The sequence below is a fragment of the Amycolatopsis sp. NBC_01307 genome (genome assembly GCF_035975215.1).
Classification (GTDB): domain Bacteria; phylum Actinomycetota; class Actinomycetes; order Mycobacteriales; family Pseudonocardiaceae; genus Amycolatopsis.
In genome coordinates this window covers 10,561,165-10,577,797 of sequence record NZ_CP108403.1, presented here as the reverse complement: position 1 = coordinate 10,577,797, position 16,633 = coordinate 10,561,165, and the positions used below count along the sequence as shown (strand labels likewise).

8 protein-coding genes are annotated in these 16,633 nt (G+C 68.8%); 2 read left to right on the top strand and 6 right to left on the bottom strand.

Features of this window, described 5'->3' with window-relative positions; translation table 11 throughout:
• Positions 1 to 179 precede the first annotated feature (179 nt).
• The 4 genes from OG439_RS47735 to OG439_RS47720 are packed head-to-tail and all read right to left on the bottom strand — an operon-like array spanning position 180 to position 7,759.
• Entirely contained in the window at positions 180 to 1,208 is a 1,029-nt protein-coding gene (locus OG439_RS47735; protein WP_326946920.1) for a hypothetical protein, read from the bottom strand.
• Positions 1,205 to 5,581 (bottom strand): hypothetical protein, encoded by a 4,377-nt coding sequence (locus OG439_RS47730; protein ID WP_326946919.1) that lies wholly within the window; start codon positions 5,579 to 5,581, stop codon positions 1,205 to 1,207. The genes OG439_RS47735 and OG439_RS47730 overlap by 4 nt, the downstream gene beginning before the upstream one ends.
• Positions 5,581 to 6,321: a hypothetical protein gene (locus tag OG439_RS47725; protein WP_326946918.1), complete on the bottom strand. Its 741-nt coding sequence runs from the start codon at positions 6,319 to 6,321 to the stop codon at positions 5,581 to 5,583. The genes OG439_RS47730 and OG439_RS47725 overlap by 1 nt, the downstream gene beginning before the upstream one ends.
• Positions 6,314 to 7,759 carry a hypothetical protein gene (locus tag OG439_RS47720; protein ID WP_326946917.1) on the bottom strand — a complete coding sequence of 482 codons (1,446 nt, stop codon included), beginning with the start codon at positions 7,757 to 7,759 and terminating at the stop codon, positions 6,314 to 6,316. The genes OG439_RS47725 and OG439_RS47720 overlap by 8 nt, the downstream gene beginning before the upstream one ends.
• A gap of 512 nt (positions 7,760 to 8,271) precedes the next feature.
• Here OG439_RS47720 and OG439_RS47715 point away from each other — a divergent pair.
• Positions 8,272 to 8,613 carry a hypothetical protein gene (locus OG439_RS47715; protein ID WP_326946916.1) on the top strand — a complete coding sequence of 114 codons (342 nt, stop codon included), beginning with the start codon at positions 8,272 to 8,274 and terminating at the stop codon, positions 8,611 to 8,613.
• Positions 8,614 to 9,147: 534 nt separating this feature from the next.
• On the opposite strand, the gene OG439_RS47710 is transcribed toward OG439_RS47715, so the two are convergent.
• Positions 9,148 to 12,234: an AfsR/SARP family transcriptional regulator gene (locus OG439_RS47710; protein ID WP_326946915.1), complete on the bottom strand. Its 3,087-nt coding sequence runs from the start codon at positions 12,232 to 12,234 to the stop codon at positions 9,148 to 9,150.
• A gap of 418 nt (positions 12,235 to 12,652) precedes the next feature.
• Between OG439_RS47710 and OG439_RS47705 the strand changes: the two genes are divergently transcribed.
• On the top strand, positions 12,653 to 13,759 hold the full coding sequence (locus OG439_RS47705) for a HesA/MoeB/ThiF family protein (RefSeq protein WP_326946914.1): 1,107 nt from the start codon (positions 12,653 to 12,655) through the stop codon (positions 13,757 to 13,759).
• Positions 13,760 to 13,763: 4 nt separating this feature from the next.
• Here the strand turns inward: OG439_RS47705 and OG439_RS47700 are convergent, their stop codons facing one another.
• The gene (locus OG439_RS47700; RefSeq protein ID WP_326946913.1) at positions 13,764 to 16,067 is read right to left on the bottom strand and encodes an ATP-binding protein; all 2,304 of its coding nucleotides are present in this window, start codon (positions 16,065 to 16,067) and stop codon (positions 13,764 to 13,766) included.
• Between the last annotated feature and the right edge of the window lie 566 nt (positions 16,068 to 16,633).

Genomic DNA, 16,633 nt, shown 5'->3' with positions numbered 1-16,633 from the left:
CAGGCGTGAGCGACCCACAAAGCGGGCACGCCACGAGAAGACCCGCGCGACCCACCCAGCTGAGTGTTCGAGTGCACGGATTCGGGAACGAGGTGCCGATCACAGTCAAACTGCCTGTCGATCGGCTTCCAGAAACGGCACAAGCCGCGGAAGAGATCTCCGACGCTTCCGCTCGAACGTCAAAGAACTTGATCAAGGAGGTCGAAGCGCAGTGCTTCCTGGGGAACGGCTCTACCGTCCGTCAGCAAGCTGAAAGCGCGTTCGCGTGCTTCGGCCGGAAGCCACGCCGTCAGTGTGCCCGCCCGTCCGGCCACAACCGTCGCTCCTGGTCGCGACGGCTGTTCTGCCAGCAAGGTCCAGAGCGCCGCCGCGGGTCCTGCTGGGATCCCGAGCCGACGCACGATCGCGCAGGCGGTCGCCGCTATCTCCAGCCCGGGGGCGTCGAGGTCGCCGAGGTAGTCCAGCCGCGTCACCTGGAACGGCAAGCCCGGGAGGGACTCCAGAGGTGCGGTATTGCGGCCCTGGATCCAGGCTACCGCGACCCACAGCGGCGCAGTACGAGCGCGGAGAACCCGGAGCAGACTCCGGAAAGTGGCATGGTTTTCGACGCAGACCATCGCTCCCGGCGACCCCACCGAAGCCATCGCGGGTTCCCAGGTGAGAGGGGTCGGTATGCGGACGCAACGCAGCAAGTCAAAGGTCAGTCGTCCCGGCCGCCACAGCGTTTCCCCGCCCAGCGGCGGAGTCGAATCGAACGCCTTTTCGTTGCGCAGCAGGTCGTAGGCGCGTTCGGCGACGGCGACGACCGGTGCCTGCCCGCCGTTGGTACGCCGGAGCCACTCGTTCGCGGCGAGCAACACGGTCCGCTGGGTACCGGACAACTCGAGTGCCGTCGCCCAACCGGCGAGTTCGTGACGCAATGGCACGCCGACTGGGCGCCGGCGGTCCCCGGACCGGGTCACGCTGCTCAGCGCGATCGATTTCGGCAGCACGCCGCGCCCACGCCGGACCGTGGTCTTCGCGCACGTCCAGAGGCCCGCCACCTGGCCGCGCTCGATCGTCTCGAGGATCAGCTCTGCGACGTCCGCTGGGCCCGCGTCCGGTACCAGCTTCGTCAACGCGGTGGCGAAGGTATCGATGTCGCGACGCCCACCGACGGCGTCCGGGTCGAGTGCGAGGACGAGCGCGTCGAGATCGACAGTGCTCATTCGCCGAGCACCTGCAGAACGTCGTGCTGGATCAGCATAAGGTCCGCGAGCTCGCGATCACCGTCGTCCACGACGACGACCTTCTCCCCGGACGACGGCCGGGAGCGACGGCCGAGGGTGATGATCCGGTCGAACATCGACAGCGCACCCTTGTCCTTGGGCGCGGCGGTGAAGACGAGCTGGAGGCCGAGCTTGTCGGCGGCGAGCCGCATCGTCCGGACGAACTGGTCTGCCGAAGCCTGGCCGAACGGGTTGTCCAGCCACAGCCAGCCGATCGAAGTGTCGTTGCCTGCCGCCTTCACCCGCGCCATCGTCGCGTACAGCAGCACCCCGGCGGTCACCCGTTGCCCGCCCGAGAAGTTCTTCAGCTCCGCCACGTCGACCCGGTCGAGGACGAGGTCGGTGTGCGGCTTCAGCAGGCGGACGCGAAACGGCGCGTCCACCAGCGCCCGGGCGGCGGCGAACAGCATCACCTGGGCGTCCGATCGGCCGGCACCGGGAGTCAGCAGCGCGTGGACGACGCGGGCCACCCGGTCGACCGCCACGGACTCGTCGGCGGGGACCGGCTCGTGTTCGATGACGGCGAACCGCTGTCCCGACCACTCGCCGAGGCCGTCGGGCAGGCGCGACTGGTTCTGGTAGTGACGAAGCTTTTCGATCGCGGTCGACGCCTGGATGTGCAGCATCCGGGCGCAAGTGCGAATGCGTTCGTCGTGCTGATCGAGATCGTCGCGCAGGGTCGCCACACGTTGTTCGAGCTGACCTGCGACGCGCTCCGCGTCGACAGCGAGGTTCCGATCCGCTCGTAAACGCACGATCAAGTCCGCCAGCCGGGGGTCTTTGCCGTCCTCGACCGCCCGGGCGTCCTTGCCGTTGGCGAGGGCGCGCACCTTGCCGACAAGATCACTGGCCACTGCCGCCTTGTCGCTCACAGCTCCTTCCGCCTGCCTCAGCTCTTCGGCGGCTTTGGCCAGCTGCGTGGTCAGCTCATTGGTGTCGCCGAAAACGCGGCCGGTCGTATCCTCGGCCGCGAGATGGCGCAGAGGCTGTACCGAGACGTCGATCAACCGGCTCGCCACCTCGGACTTTTCCACCTCGTCTTTGGCTTCGGCCACCGAGCGCTCTTCCGCGGCGCGTTTTTCGAGGTATTCGACGGCCAGGTCGTCGAGCAGGCGGGCCTGGCGATCAGCCTCCTGCGGTGAAGTGACCAGGACCGCCGCGGGAAAGCCGTCGAAGTCCGCCGAAGTCCGGTCCGCCCGATCTTCGACGTGCGCACGGTGGACATCGCGGGCGGACTCGGCTGCCGCCTCTGCCTTCGCGAGAGCCTGCCCCGCGTCGGCGCTCCGGACTTCCGCGGACCGGATCGACTCGGCGAGCGCCACCGGATGACGGGCACCGTCACTCAGCGCGTACTGCTCGGCGAGCGTGCGCCGATCGCGGTCCGCGCCGATACGAGCGCCGGCTTCGGCACGTTCGGCACGGACTTGGTCGATCTCGTCTTGCAGCGCGGGATCGATGGTGGCTTCCGACATGGCTTTCCGCACACTGCCGAGACGCGCCCGTAGGCTGGTGTCTTCTTCGGCCGTGACCGGTCCGTCGGCAGTGGGCGCGAGACCGGCGTCCCGCAACGCTTCCGCGGCGTCGTCGCGTGTACGCACGTACTCGGCCAGCTGCGCTTTGCCTCCCTCGATCCGTTCAGCGAGTTCCTCCTTGACGCCGGCCAGCTCTTCAAGGCGCTCGTCCAACGCGACGACCGACTCGCGCAGAGCCGGGAGCTCTGCGCGAGCCACCGCGATCGTCGAGACCGCGGCGATCACCGGGACGAGCAGGCGACGCAGCTCAGCCGCCACGTCAACCGTCTCCCTCGCCCGCTTTGCTCTGGCCCGCTGGCCTTTCTGCTGTTCCGCCAAGTTGCCCAGTTCGATCTGAGCTGCCTGGGCGTCCCGATCCGCGTCGGCCTCGCGCTGCTGCGCGGCCGCGCGGCTGCGGTTCAGTTCGGCCCGCGGGTCTGCTACGAAGTCGTCCCAGAACCGGCGGCAGGACGCCAGCGTGGTACGAGTCGCGTGGGCACGCGTCGTGGCATCCTTCAGATCTTCTTCGGTTTGAGCAAGTTCGTCCAGGGCCGCAGCGACGAGCCCCGCCGCGGCGTCCCGATCGAACGCGCCGGCGGGCGGAAGCAGGATCCGCGCTTCCGTGCCATCAACGCCTTCCCCGGTTGCCGCGACGTCCGGGTCGGTCACAGCTCCCACCCACAGCGCTGTGTCGAGCTCCAGATCCCCCAGTACGTCGAGGACGTCCACGACCAGCCGGGGTTCGGCGACGACGACGCCGGACGCGATGTCGGGCCGTGCGCGCGCGAAGGACGCGGCGACCTCCGCGTTCATGGTGTCGGCGATCCATCGCCAACCGGACCAGGCCGGGATTTCGCGGTCCTCGCACCGGCGGATCGCGTTTTCGACCGTCTGCGCGGGCGGCAGCAAGCCGTCTGCTCCGATCGAGTCGATGGTGCGCCGAGCACGATCGACGAGTGCGCGAGCCGCGTCGGCATCCCGGTCCGCACGACCGGATCGCTCGTTCAGCGCGTCGGTGAGGAACGACCGGCCGCCCCACAGATCGACCTCCGAACTCCCCACGGCGTCAAGGAGTTGATCGTCTTCGTGCAGTTGCGTCACACGGCGTTCGACGGCCGCGATGGTCTCGCCGAACCGCCGGCCTTCGTCGCGAGCTTCCCGGCCACGGCGCTGCGCGGCTACGAGCGCGTCTTGCACCGCGCCGGCTTTCGTCCGGATCCGGTCGGCCTCGACGTCCGCGGCCTCACCGTCGGTCCGGGCAGTCGTGATCTGCTCGGCAAGCGCCGTGTCCCGTCGCGCCGGGTCGTCCCCCTCCCCCAGCAGTTCCGCCTCGATCGCGTCGGCGAGCGTCACCTCAGCGGTGACCCGGTTCTGCTCGTGTTGACGTACCTGCTCGGTGGCCGCGCCCCTCTTGCGGTGGCAATCCTGTTCTTCCCGGCCGGCGTTCTCGAACTCTCCGACCGCGGTCTTGAGCGTTTGTCCAGCAGTCCGGCGCGCGCTCTCCGCGTCGTCACGCCGCTGCGTGAGCAGGCGGGCGAGATCGTGCCGAAGCCTCCGTTCCTGCCGTTGAAGTTCGTCGGTGGCCTTCTCAGCGGCCTGCAGGAGCTCCTCGAGACCGGCAAGACGACTGCCGAGACTCTTGGCCAGAAGCACATCGGCGACGATCCGCCAAGCATCGAACTCCGCGACAGCGTTTCGGCGTTCCCCGCGTCGCCGGTCAGCGACGCCCTCGGCTTCCCGCACCCGCAGTTCCGCGGCACGAAGCTCCATCCTGAGCCGGTGCCCCTGGGCGCGCCGGGCCGCGGACCCAGCCTCTTTGCGAGCTTGGTCGTGATGGTCGTACCGCAGCTTCGCGGTCCGTCCCTTGTCGCGCACAGCATCAGCCGTGGCATCCGCATCGGCCACGGCGGAAGTCGCCTCGATCCGGGCGGTCGCGGCCGTCCGCTTCGCCTGGCCGACCTGCTCATGGGCGACGGCGAGGTCGAGCAGCGGGTCGACGAGCTTCTGCCACAAGTTCAGCTCTTCTTCCCAGAGTGGGCGGCTGGCCGCGTTCTGCCGGAGCGTGTCGATGCTGTTGGTGATCTGCTCGACGGTCGACGTCGGCATGGTCGCCCCGATCAGCCACTGGACGAACGCATCGGAGTCGGTGAACCGCATGACCCGGTCGACGCCGCCCTCGGCGGCGTTCATCACCGCCTGGAACCGGATCTGGTCGAGGTCGACACCGACGACGTCGAGCCATCTCCGCCAGTTCCTCTGATGATCGGACGGCGGGTACGGTGGCGCGGCCCCACCAGGCGGAAGCACCGCGCGCACGCCGTCCACGAACTGCGCGTGGGTGGCCCACCTGCCGATATCGGTGCGGAAGGGCAGATCGTCGATCGTGGGCCCGTGTTCGCCCGTGAACCAGCCGTAGAACATCCGGTGCAGGCGCGACGGGTTCTCGAGGTCCTGGGTACCCCCGCCCGGCCAGCCTGCGACCATGCCGACGACGACACGCTGCAGTTCACCGTCCACGACTCGGCTGGCCTGCTCGACGACGTGGCAGACATCGCGTGATCGGACCAGCTTCGCCAGCGACCGGTCCGAGTCACCGCGGATGAAGTCTCGGCTGTCCGGCAGGTACAGCGCGTACCGCAACGCGGTGATCATCGTCTTGCCGGTGCCGTTGTCCGCCCAAAGAGCCGCGTGCGCGGTGGGGTCGAGCGGTTCCGACCACACGAGGTCCAGCCCTTCCAGCCGGGACTCGGCCAACCCCGCGCCCGCCAAGTAGGTCCGCTCGAGACGCCACCCGAGGTGCATCAGCTCTCCTCCTCGCCGAGCACCGACGAGCCCGTGTTCACGATCGTCTGCCATGCCAGCGGTCCGCCGCCGGCGGCGACGTGCGCCCGGAAGCGGTCAGTCGACCGCCACACCTGCAGGTCGGGACGGGGGCGTGGGATCGTCTTGTCCGGCACCACCAGTCCGAACGACGAGAGCATCACGAGTACCTCTTCGCACATCTTCACCGTGCAGCCGCGCTTGAGCTGACCTGTGTTCTTCGTGACGGCGATCTGCTTGCGATGGACGCTGTACTCCTCCCACGCCGGCCCGAGTCCCCCCGGCAGCTCGGCATCCCCCGCCTCGACCGCGGCGGCGTGCTCCCGGATCAACCGATCGACATCGACGGCGGTGACGCGCCGGGTGCCTGGCTCTCGGACTGCACGCGCGGTCGGGTAGCACCAGGCCGCGACTCCGCCCAGCGCGACGCCGTAGACCATGCGGTCACCGGAGCCGGTGATCCGGAGCCACTGGGTCGTGTCGGCGACCGCCAGCGGCGAGTCGGTCTCGGCGGCGAGGACGAGACCCGTCGTACGGTCCGCACTGAGCGTGCGCACACCGAGACCAGCGGCTGTCTCTTCGAACGCCGTTCGCAGCTCAGGATCGGTGGTGTACCGATCCAGCAGCCGGTTGTACGTGTCGTGCCGAGCCGGGGTCAGCGTGTGGTCGAGTGCGTACCGCAGCAGCAGGCCGACGTCACGAGCGACTTCTCGATCAGTCATCCGGTCCTCTCCGGTGCATGAGCAGGTCAGGGAACTCGAGGTCGGGGGCGGACGCCCGGCTCTCGTCGTCCACTGCCCACCACTCGTCGCTCCGGTCGGGCACGCCGTCGGGGCGCCACAGCATCATGGCGTCCAGGGCGAGCAGCAGCCGCAACCGAAGCCGTGCGGTGTGCACGCCACCGGCGAGAGCGACGAGCTCGGCCACCGTCCGCATGTCCGGCTGGTCGAACAGCAGGTCCGCATCGGCAAGCAGATCCGACAATCGCGCTTTCATCCCCGGAGCGATCCGGCGGCCGCGCAGGGCGGCCGCGACGTTGTGGAACTGCTCGGGGAACTGCTCGTAAACGCCCTCGTTGTCCTCGAGCGGCTCGGCCGGCACCTTGCGGCCTGGGACATCGAGAACCTGCCGCGGTGGTGCCACCAGCCGATTCGCCAGTGCGGCGAAGTTCAGCAGCCGCGCCGGCGCTGTCGGAGTGGTGTCGGCACCGGATGGCAGCCGGCCTCCGGTGAGCAGAGCCGACAAGACGTCCGCGGTCGGATCGATTTCGGTCGCCGGCACGGCTGTGAAGGACTGCGCCGCTTGGGCGTCCCGCCAGCGCGGCGTGGCGCCGATGACGTCCGTGTGGAGTTCGGCGAGCGTCTCGACGGCCTCGCCGAGCCGGGAAGCTGCGACAGTCAGCTGTCGGACGGCTTCGGGATCCTGCTCCTCGGACGCGTCGGAACGAAGTCCTTCCAGGTGGCGCAGGAAAGTACCGTCGACCTGGATCCGCCGTTCCAGGTGCCGAGAAGCCTTGCTCAGCTCCGGCCGTAGCGTGGTCAGGTAGTCGATCCGGCTGACGTCCCGCTCCGCCTCGATGATCATGCGACGGACGTTCGCCGAGTACGTCCGGGACAGTGTCAAGGCGTCCTCGGCCGACTCGATCGCCGCGCCGAGCCGGCCACTGTCGGCCTGCGCTTGCATCACCGCGATGACCGCTTCGTGCTCATCCTCGAGCGAGCGGTTCGTCGCGATCAGCAGCAGCGAGACCGCCGTGTGATCGACGTTGACCTGAAGCGACGCCCCGTCGCCGGCGAGCGTCTCGTAGAGCACGCGGACCTGGTGGCTCACTCGCGCCCACCCGGAGTCGGCGTCGGCGTAGTCGACCGTGAAATAAGGAGACGGTTCGTCGTGGCGCAGCAGGTGGTCGAGTACGAATCGAGCGACACGCTCGTGCTCACCAACCGGCCGCCGGGGCGCCATCATCGCCGCACCCCGGGTCATCTCGTCCAGCACCGCGTCCCGGGGAGCACCCAAGTTGCCATCGAGACCGGACGACAACGCGATGGTGTCCACGCTCAGCTGGATCAGGGCGACGAAGTCATAGGCGGCCCAATCGACGTCCGACGGGTTCCGCGCCCGGTTGAGGTGCACTTCGAAGATCGGCGACAGGTGCGCCAAGGTACGACGACGGCGAGCCGCGCTACCGGTCAGCGACGGGCCGGCCATCACTGCCGTGCCCGGGGAGAATCATCCCCCTGTCCCGCCCACGGGGCCGGCCACACCTCCGTCATAGTGCACGATCCTCCCGCCGATCCAGCCGAATGTAACCGACCGTGACCAGCGGCGACACGGCCAACCGGGTGGCGACTTACGGCTGCCAGCAACCCGCGTCGTACCTGTGGAGCGGCGTCAGCTGCAACGCGGTGGTCTCGGCGGGAACGAGCGGGGAGATCGATTTGCCGCCCCTGATGGTCCGACTCATGTGTTCCGGCGTCGTCCCTTCAGCCAGACCGAACTCACGCGGCAGCGCGGGGGACCGAGGACTTCGTCGCAGCCGGCGACCGGACGATGTGTGGACAGGGCTCGACGCGGCGCCCCTTCGATCTGGCCAATCCCGCACATCGGCCCCGGACGACCGGTTTCCCAGTAGCATGAAACGACAAGGTGCTCGTACAGCAGAGGGAGCCACTGTGCCTGAACCGATCCTTGTGTCCATCGCCGCGGCAGCCGCCGGACGGGCCGTCGCCGGGCTGTACAAGCTGATCAGGAAGCAGTTCGCCGACGATCCGGTGGCGACCGCCGTGCTCGAGGCCGCGGAAGGCACGGCAGAGGATTCGACCGAGGTGCGGGACCTCAGCATCGCTCTGGAGGGCGCGGAAGCGACGGACCCGGACTTCGGCGAACGCCTGCGCACCCTCTGGCAAGCAGAAGTCACCCAGAACGCCGAGGACAACGGCGTCGCGAACCAGATTTCCGGCACCGTGCACGGGAATGTGGTGCAGGCGCGCAGCGTCGGCGACATCACGTTCTGACCAGCCATACCACCCGAACGCCGCTGGTGAGCGGCGAGAACCTGCCCGGCCGATCGGGTGATCAGCCGGGCGACCCCGGTCTAGACGCGGAACTCGGGCACCCAGTAGTCGGTTCGCTCAGGCACCCAGTACTGGGGATTCGCCTGCACCGGCAGTGCGATGTGCACGTCGTGGGATCCGGCCGGTATCGCATTCGCCGAACCCGGGAAGAGAATCCCGAATGCGATCGCTCCCGCAACGGGAAGCACGATCGCGAGGCCGCCTATACGTCGTTCTCGATTGAGCAAGTGACGTCCTTCATGGGATATGAACGCGGGCTCTCACCCGCGTCGGGCCGGTTAGTACACGCTCGCCGCGCGAAGATCGTCGAGCGGCGGCGAGCCTATACAAGCCGCCATAGGCGCACGCACCGAGGGTGGCTGGTTCGGCCGTGTCGTACCCAGAACGGACGACCCGATCGGAGTCGACTAGCCCGTTAGATGGAAAGATTCCGTGACGTCCAGCTTCTGACGTCACCGAAGAGGCTAACGAGCCTTAGTAATCGACAATGATGTCGGAAAAATGTTCACTTGCGGCGGACGGGCTACCGCCGACGACATGGAACGTGGCCAGGTTCGCCAGATCCTCATCGAGATGCACGATCCGATGACCGTCACCCAGGTCTACGGCGATCGCGGCAGCTTGCCGCCACCCCTCCTCGGCGGCGGGACCGTGACCGAGGTCGCACAGCGCGTGACCGAGTACGTGGAGCGCGTCGGACTCGACGACGGAGTTATGGTTGTTCGACGCGATGCGAACCGCCTGGCGGGCGTACCCGATCGCGGGCGCGTAGTCCACCTGCCGGTAGCTGTTGGTGGCCATGACGCACAATGCACGCGGGCCCAGCTCGGTGTCGTTGATCTGCTCGATGACCGCCAACGCCCGGGTGCCGTGACGCTGCGCGTCGTCGCATTCGCCCTGATCGCTCAACGCGGCGGCCATCTCGATCAGCGTCTCGGCCTGCCCGTGCAAGTTGCCTATTTGCTCGCGCAAAGCCAACGCTTTCCGGTAGAGAGTGAGGGCCTCGCCGAAGTTCCGGCGAGCACGAAAGGTCTTCGCGAGCCGGTGCAGTGTCGCCGACTCGGCACTGGCACTCCCCTTGACGGCGACCTGGTCCAACGCCTGCCGGTAAAGTGCCGCGGCGGCATCCAGATTGCCGATCTTCGCCTCGTACGCGCCCAGGTGCGAAAGCGAAATGGCGATCCCCATCGCACTCTTCGATTTCTGCGCGAGCGCAGCGGCGAGATGAAATTCTCGCAGGGCGGATTCCCGGTCACCCTGGGCAAGGTGAATCAGCCCGAGGTCACTCCGGCCGGCCCCTTCCGACTCTTCGTCCTTGACTATCTGCGCAGAGGTCACGGAAATCTGCAATGAATCTCGGACATCACCATAAAAGCCGCGGGTACGGTAAAGGCCATAGAAATTATGCGGAATTCGCCAGGCAAATTCGTGGTGGCCACGAACCGCGGCCCAGAGAACTATCTTCCCGTAATTGATTCTCTCGTTCAGGAGCCACGCCGCGGCGGCCTCGTGGTCGGCCCCGAACTCAAGCGGAACCACGCCGACCTCCACCGGGAGCATCGGTACGGATTCCCGGAACGGGAACAGCAAGCGGTCGGCGTGGTAGCTGGTGTGCAGGTAATAGGAAAGAAGCCGTCGCTCGGCGGCCTCACGGTCCACGGATGACAACCCCACCTCGGCGAGCTCGGCGGCGAACGCGCGGAGCAGGTCGTGGGCGCAATGCCGGTCGTAAGTGCCCGTGCGGATCAGGAAATGCGTGCTGACCAGCACATCGAACGGACGTTGGAGCTCCTTGGCCGGACGACCGGCGAGCGCGGCCGCGGCCGGAAGCGTCAGTTCTGGTGCTGGTGAAACGCCGATCAGCCGGAACAGGTCCTGCGCGTCCGTGGGAAGGGCGCGGTAGGTGACCGAGAAAGTGGCGCGCAGGTTCGTGGGCGGGTCGTCCCCGTCGTCACCGATGTCGAGCAACCGGCTCTGGTCGCGGAGTTCGTCCGCGAGCCTGGTCAACGCGGGGTCGCGGAGGCGCCCGATGCGGTGGGCGACCAGCCGCAGCGCGAGCGGGAAACCACCGCACAGCGCGGTGAGCCGGGCGAGCGCCGCGGCGTCGGAGTCCGGCCGGTCCCGGACCTGGCTGCCCAGCACCTGAGCGGCGTGGGTTTCGTTCAGCGGCGTGACCGAGCAGTGCCGCGCCCCGAGCCGGCTCGCCAGCGTGGTCAGGCCCTGCCGGCTGGTCACGACGACGAGGCAGCGCGAGAGGGTGGGCCAGAGCGGCAGCACGTGCGCCGAGTTCGCGGCGTTGTCGAGCACGACCAGCGTGGGAGCCGCCCCGAGGAGCTCACGGAGCTTCGCCTCGCGCCTGCCGCGGGTGCCGAAGCGGGCGATGGGCACGTCCAGCGCGTCGAGGAGCTCGTCGACCACCTCGCCGGCTTCGATGCGCGGGCCACCGTCGAAGCCGTGCAAATCGAGGTACAGCGCCGTGTCGACCAGCGTTCCGCACTGCCGGTGCGCCCAGTGCAGTGCCAGCGCCGTCTTGCCGATGCCGGCCAGCCCGTCCAGGACGACGACGCCGGGGCGGAACCAGCCGTCTGGCGTGCGGGCCAGTCCGTCGAGGGCCGCCTGCAGATCGTCGTGGCCCACGAAATCGAGTACACCCGGCGGCAGCAGGCACCGGGCCCGGCGTGGGAACGCGGGAATCAGGCTGGACGGCCGGTCCGGCGACGGCTGGTCGGCGGGAAGCCGCGGGCGGGGCAGCGCGGACAGGCGCTCCGCCGCCGCTCGGGCCCCGGGCGCCGCCGCCCTGGCGAGCCGGTCGGGCGGATTGAGCGAGTTGTAGAACCCCAGCAGGTCATGGGCCGCCGTCGTGTCCCCTTCGGCCAGGAGCAGCTTGCGGACGGCGAGGTGGTAGGCGCCCATGTCCTCGACCAGTTCGAGGGCGCGGAGGACGGACAGCCGGCGGCGGGCCAGCCCGACGTCGGCCGGGTACCCGGCTTGGAGCTCGTCCAGCTTCTGCAACGCGGCATCGTAGCGGCCCAACGCCATCAGCTCCCCCAGCAGCAGCTGGTTCGCGGGCAGCCAAGTATTGTGAATCGCCCCGTAGCGCCAGTCTTGCGCCCGCTGCGACGTCAGGTCCGCGAGCGGGTTGTCGCGCCACAGGTCCAGCGCCGCGGTGATCGACGCGGCGGCCGCTTCGTGGTCCTGCTCCCTGATGTGGGCGCGGGCTCCTTTGACGAGATCCACGAACGCGAAGTAGTCGATGGCGTCTTTCTGGACGTCCAAGCAGAGCGCGCCGTCGACCGTCCGGAGCTTCGCGGCGACGCCGGCGTCCCGCATCGCCCGGCCGATGCGCCCGGCGTAGGTCCGGAACGTGGCGGCGGGGTCGTTCGGCTCGTGCTCGTCGACCGACCACACCCATTCCACCAGAGTGGATACCGGCACCCGTGTCCCGGGCTGCACGAGCAACGCCGCCAAGATCTTCTGCAGTTTCAGTGAACCCCAGCCGACGCTCAGTCGCCCGTGCATTTGCATGGTCGTCCGACCGAGAATTCCGAACGCGATTTTCATCCCCCGACGCACGCCCCTCCCCCGGATTGCCGAGTACCTTCCCGCGCATTCCGATTCTGGCATTCACCCGTCGCGTGACGCTACCGCTCCGACCTGCGATGACATTGATCTGTCACTTCTGCGGCACTTTTGTTGCGGCCTTGACCGCGCCGCCGACACGCCGCTGTCCGCGGGTTCACGGCATGCTCCGGAGATCCGAAACCGATCGAGGAGAGCGCCATGGAGATCGGCAGCAGAAACGTCCGCACGGCCGGCCGACGGGTGGAACCCGGCAGATCCGGCGGCGGGTGCCTGATCTTCACGCCCATTCTTCTCCGCACGGAACCGAGGAAGGAGGAGGGACACCGTGATCGAATTCAGTGAAGTCCGGCGCGAGCCGGCGTTCTGCAACCCCACTCAGGAAAGTTAGGAGTCCCCCGTGCCGCGTCCCATGATCAAACCCGAGCACCTGCCCGTCCGCCACGGGCACGACCGAATCCGGATCGGCGGCACCGTCGGTGGCATCGCCGCCGACATCGTGGATCCGGACGGGTGGATCTGGGCGCTGCTGGAGGCCCTGGACGGATCGAGGACGACGGACCAGGTCGTCGCGGACCTGGTCCGTCTCCACCCCGCCCGATCCGGCGAGGAGATCCGGGAGGCCGTCGACGACCTCGTCCGCGCCGGCTACGTCGAAGACGCGAGTGCTCCGGCCACTTGCGAGCTGACGGCCGCGGAGCGGGAGCGCTACGGGCGGAGCAGGGCCCTGTTCCGGTGGATGGACCGCACGCCCCGCCGCGGCGGTTGGGACACCCAGCTGCTGCTCCGGCAGTCCCGGGTCGCCGTGATCGGGGTAGGCGGCGTCGGCTGTACCGCGGCTCTCGCCCTCGTCGTGTCGGGAGTCGGTCAGGTGCACTGCGTCGAGCCCGACGTCGTCGAGCTGTCCAACCTCAACCGCCAGATCTTGTTCACCGAACACGACGTCGGCCGGCCCAAGGTGGACGCGGCCCTCGACCGGTTGCGCGCACACAACTCCGACGTCGACGTCACCGGGGAACGGCTGATCGTCGACGGCCCGGCCGCGCTGCGCGACCTGGCGCTCCGGTTCGACCTGCTGGTGCTGGCCGCGGACCGCCCCGGCGAGATCCGCTCCTGGGCGAACCAGGCCTGCCAGGAGACCGGCACCTGCTGGGTGCACGCCGGCTACCACGGGCCCCAGGTGGTCACCGGGCTGTACCGGCCCGGCGCGGGTCCCTGCCACGACTGCGCCCGCACGGCCGAACGCGAACGGTGGGCCAAGGCGGCGCCGCGGACCCTCGCGCGGTCCGCCGGACGCACCGCGCGGCCGCACGCCGCGAACGCCGTCTCCGCGGGCATCGCCGGGCACCTCGCGGCGCACGCCGCCCTCAGCCTGCTCACCGGGGTTCCCGCGCTGCGGACCAACTGCGAATTCGGCTTCAACCTCGTCACCTTGGAGGACAGTTACGCGCTCGGCCCGCACGCCCCCAGATCCGATTGCCCCACCTGTGGCCCGCGGGCCGGATAACGGCTCAGGATTCGTCGGCCGCGGCCAGTTCCCGCGCCCGCGTCCGCAGGGATCCGGCACGTGGGTCGGCCAGGTCTTCCAAGAGGGCGGACGCTTCGGCCAGGTATTCCGCGGCGGCGGGGAGCTCTCCCCGCCGCTCGAGCGACGAGGCCGCGGTCTCGAGAGCGAGCGCGAGGAAGGCACCCGTGCCGTCGAGCTCCCGGTACAGCGCGATGGACCGGCGCGCGGACTCGAGGGCACTGTCGTGGTCGTCGAGTGCCTGTTGCGCCGACGCGACGTCGCACAACGCGTACGCCTCGCCGACACGATCACCACTACCGCGGCGCAGTACGAGTTCCCGCTCGGCGTGTGCCAGCGCCGGCTCATACCGGCCCAGCCGCAGGTTGATCCGGCTGAGGTTGCACTCCACGACGGCTTCCGGACGGCCGCCGCCGGTCTCCCGAGCCAGGAGCAACGCTCTGCCGTAGTAGTGCAGGGCTTCGGGGTGCCGATGTTGTAGCAGCCGTACCTGTCCCAGGCCGACCACGGCCACCCGCTGCCGCACCGCGTCGCCGAGCTCACCGGCCAAGTCGAGCAGCCGCTCGAAGTCGGCTTCCGCCTCGTCCAAGCGCCCCAGGTCAGCGAAAGTGTCGCCGCGGAACCCCAGGAGAACCGCCTCCGCCGGCCGGTTCCGGCTCGCTCGCGCAGCTTGCACACCCAGTGTCTCGGCACCCAGCCGCGCGGACCACCGGGCACGTTCCCGCAGGCTCAAGAACCGCGCGCACCCGGCCAGGGCGAGCACGATGTCGTGGGCCCGCTGTCGGTGCGCAACGCGCTGCACCTCCTGCAGGTTCATTTGCTCGGTGTTCAGCCACGCGAGCGCGGACGGGCGATCAGGCAGCCCGACCTCGTACCCGACCGGTTCCAGCGTGACGTCGAAGGTGGGCAGGCCGGGAAAGACCAGCCGGTCCGCGGCCTGCGCGGTCCACGCGTACCAGGTGAACAAGCGGGTCGCGGCTTCGCCGCGGTCTTCCGGTGTGCAGTCCCGCTCTGCGCGATGGGTCGCGTAGGCGTGGAGCAGGTCGTGGCACCGGTAGCGCCGGCCGCCGATCGCTTCGACCAGGTGAGCGTCGGCGAGCGCTTCCAGCTGCCGGTACGCGGCGGTCTCGTCGATGCCCGCCACCACGGCCGCGGCAGTCACTCCGAATTCGGCACCGGGATGCAGCCCGAGCCTGCGGAACAAGTGAGCCCGCTCTTCGGGAAGCTGGGTGTACGACCAGTCGAACACGGACTTCACCGCACTGCGCTCGTCTCCGTCGCTGCTGAGGACATCCAGCCGGCTCCGGTCGTCGACGATGTCCGCGACGACGTCGGCGATGCCGATCAGCGGCCGGGTAGCGATCCGCGTCGCCGCGATCCTCAAGGCCAGGGGCAACCGCGCACACACTCCGATGAGGTCGGCCACCGCCTCGGGCTCGGCGTCGACCCGTTGCGGCCCGAGGATGCTGCGCAGCAGGGTTTCCGCCTCGTCCGCGGTGAAGAGGTCGAGCGTGACCTGGCTGGCGGCCTCGGCAACGACGAGCCCCGTCAACCTGGCACGGCTGGTCACGAGCACCAGGCACCCGGCTGCTCCGGGCAGCAGTGGGCGGACCTGCTCGGAGGTGCTCGCGTTGTCCAGCAGGATCAGCACCCGCCGACCGGCCAGCAGGGAGCGATACAGGCCCACCTGGGCGTCCGGCTCGGCCGGGATGCGGTCCTCGCGGACCCCGAACACGTGGATGAACGACGTGAGCACCAGGTTCGGATCCAGCGGTGCGCTGGGGCCGTAACCGCGCAGGTTGGCGTACAGGGTGCCGTCACCGAACCGGTGTTCCACCCGGTGCGCCCACTGGACCGCCAACGCCGTCTTCCCGACGCCGGCCGTGCCGTCCAGCGCCGAGATCACCGTCGCGGGTGACCTGGTCTCCGAGTCGGTGGCAAGCAGCTCGTCCAACTCCGCCAGCTGACGGTCGCGACCCGCGAAGTCACGAACGGCCGGAGGCAGCTGACGCGGTACCGGCAGCTCGTCGCGTGGCGGTGGTGGCAGGACAACCTGGTGAATCGTCCCCGCCTGTACCACCGGCCCCGTCACGCGACCCGACAGCTCGTTCCGAGTCCCCTCCGTGCCGTGTCCCCGCTCCACCTCGCCGACCATCGTCGCACCCCAGCCCGCACCGACTCGCACGCCTTTCCGGTGTACCGCACGTCGCGTGGAAATGAACCGAGGTGTGCGCGGAGCCATCCCAGACTTCACCCGTATGCTCGTACTGTTCCCGTCCTGATCGATCAAGCCTTGAAGCTGGCCGCACGTCAGGGTGCGCGACAAGTCCCGAGCCCTCAGCGACCGCAACGCACCGACTTCGGCCACGAGGGGCGATCGGAGCCCCACGTCATTCCCCGCTCGCCAGAGCTTTCGACTTGAGCCACAGAGATCAACCCCCGTTCAGGTGAGGCAGATCAAGACGCAGGCGACCCGGTCGCCGCTGTTCGGGGCATTCACCACGGCTCCGTGCGCTGGGCCAGCACCAAGAGAAACCTCACCAGTGATGGCGTTCGGGCCCGCAGGAAGCGACCGAGCAGTTCAAAGGGCGTCTTTGTGCTGAACCCCACTCGTTCTTCACGCTCGTTTCGAGGTGAGCTGGTCGACGCCCGCGGCCAGTGTCAGATTGAGCTTGTGGGTGGTCTCGTCGGCTCGATCGCTTTCGGCTCCGAGGCTGATGGTGCCCTCCTCAGTGACCGCGAACACCAGTTCCCTCGGCCGCTTCCTTCACCTTGATCGCAACCTCGTGCGCCTGACGAACCCTCGTCAGGTTCTCTTCGGCGGTCATGGTCACCTCTCACAGGATCTCCCGGCAA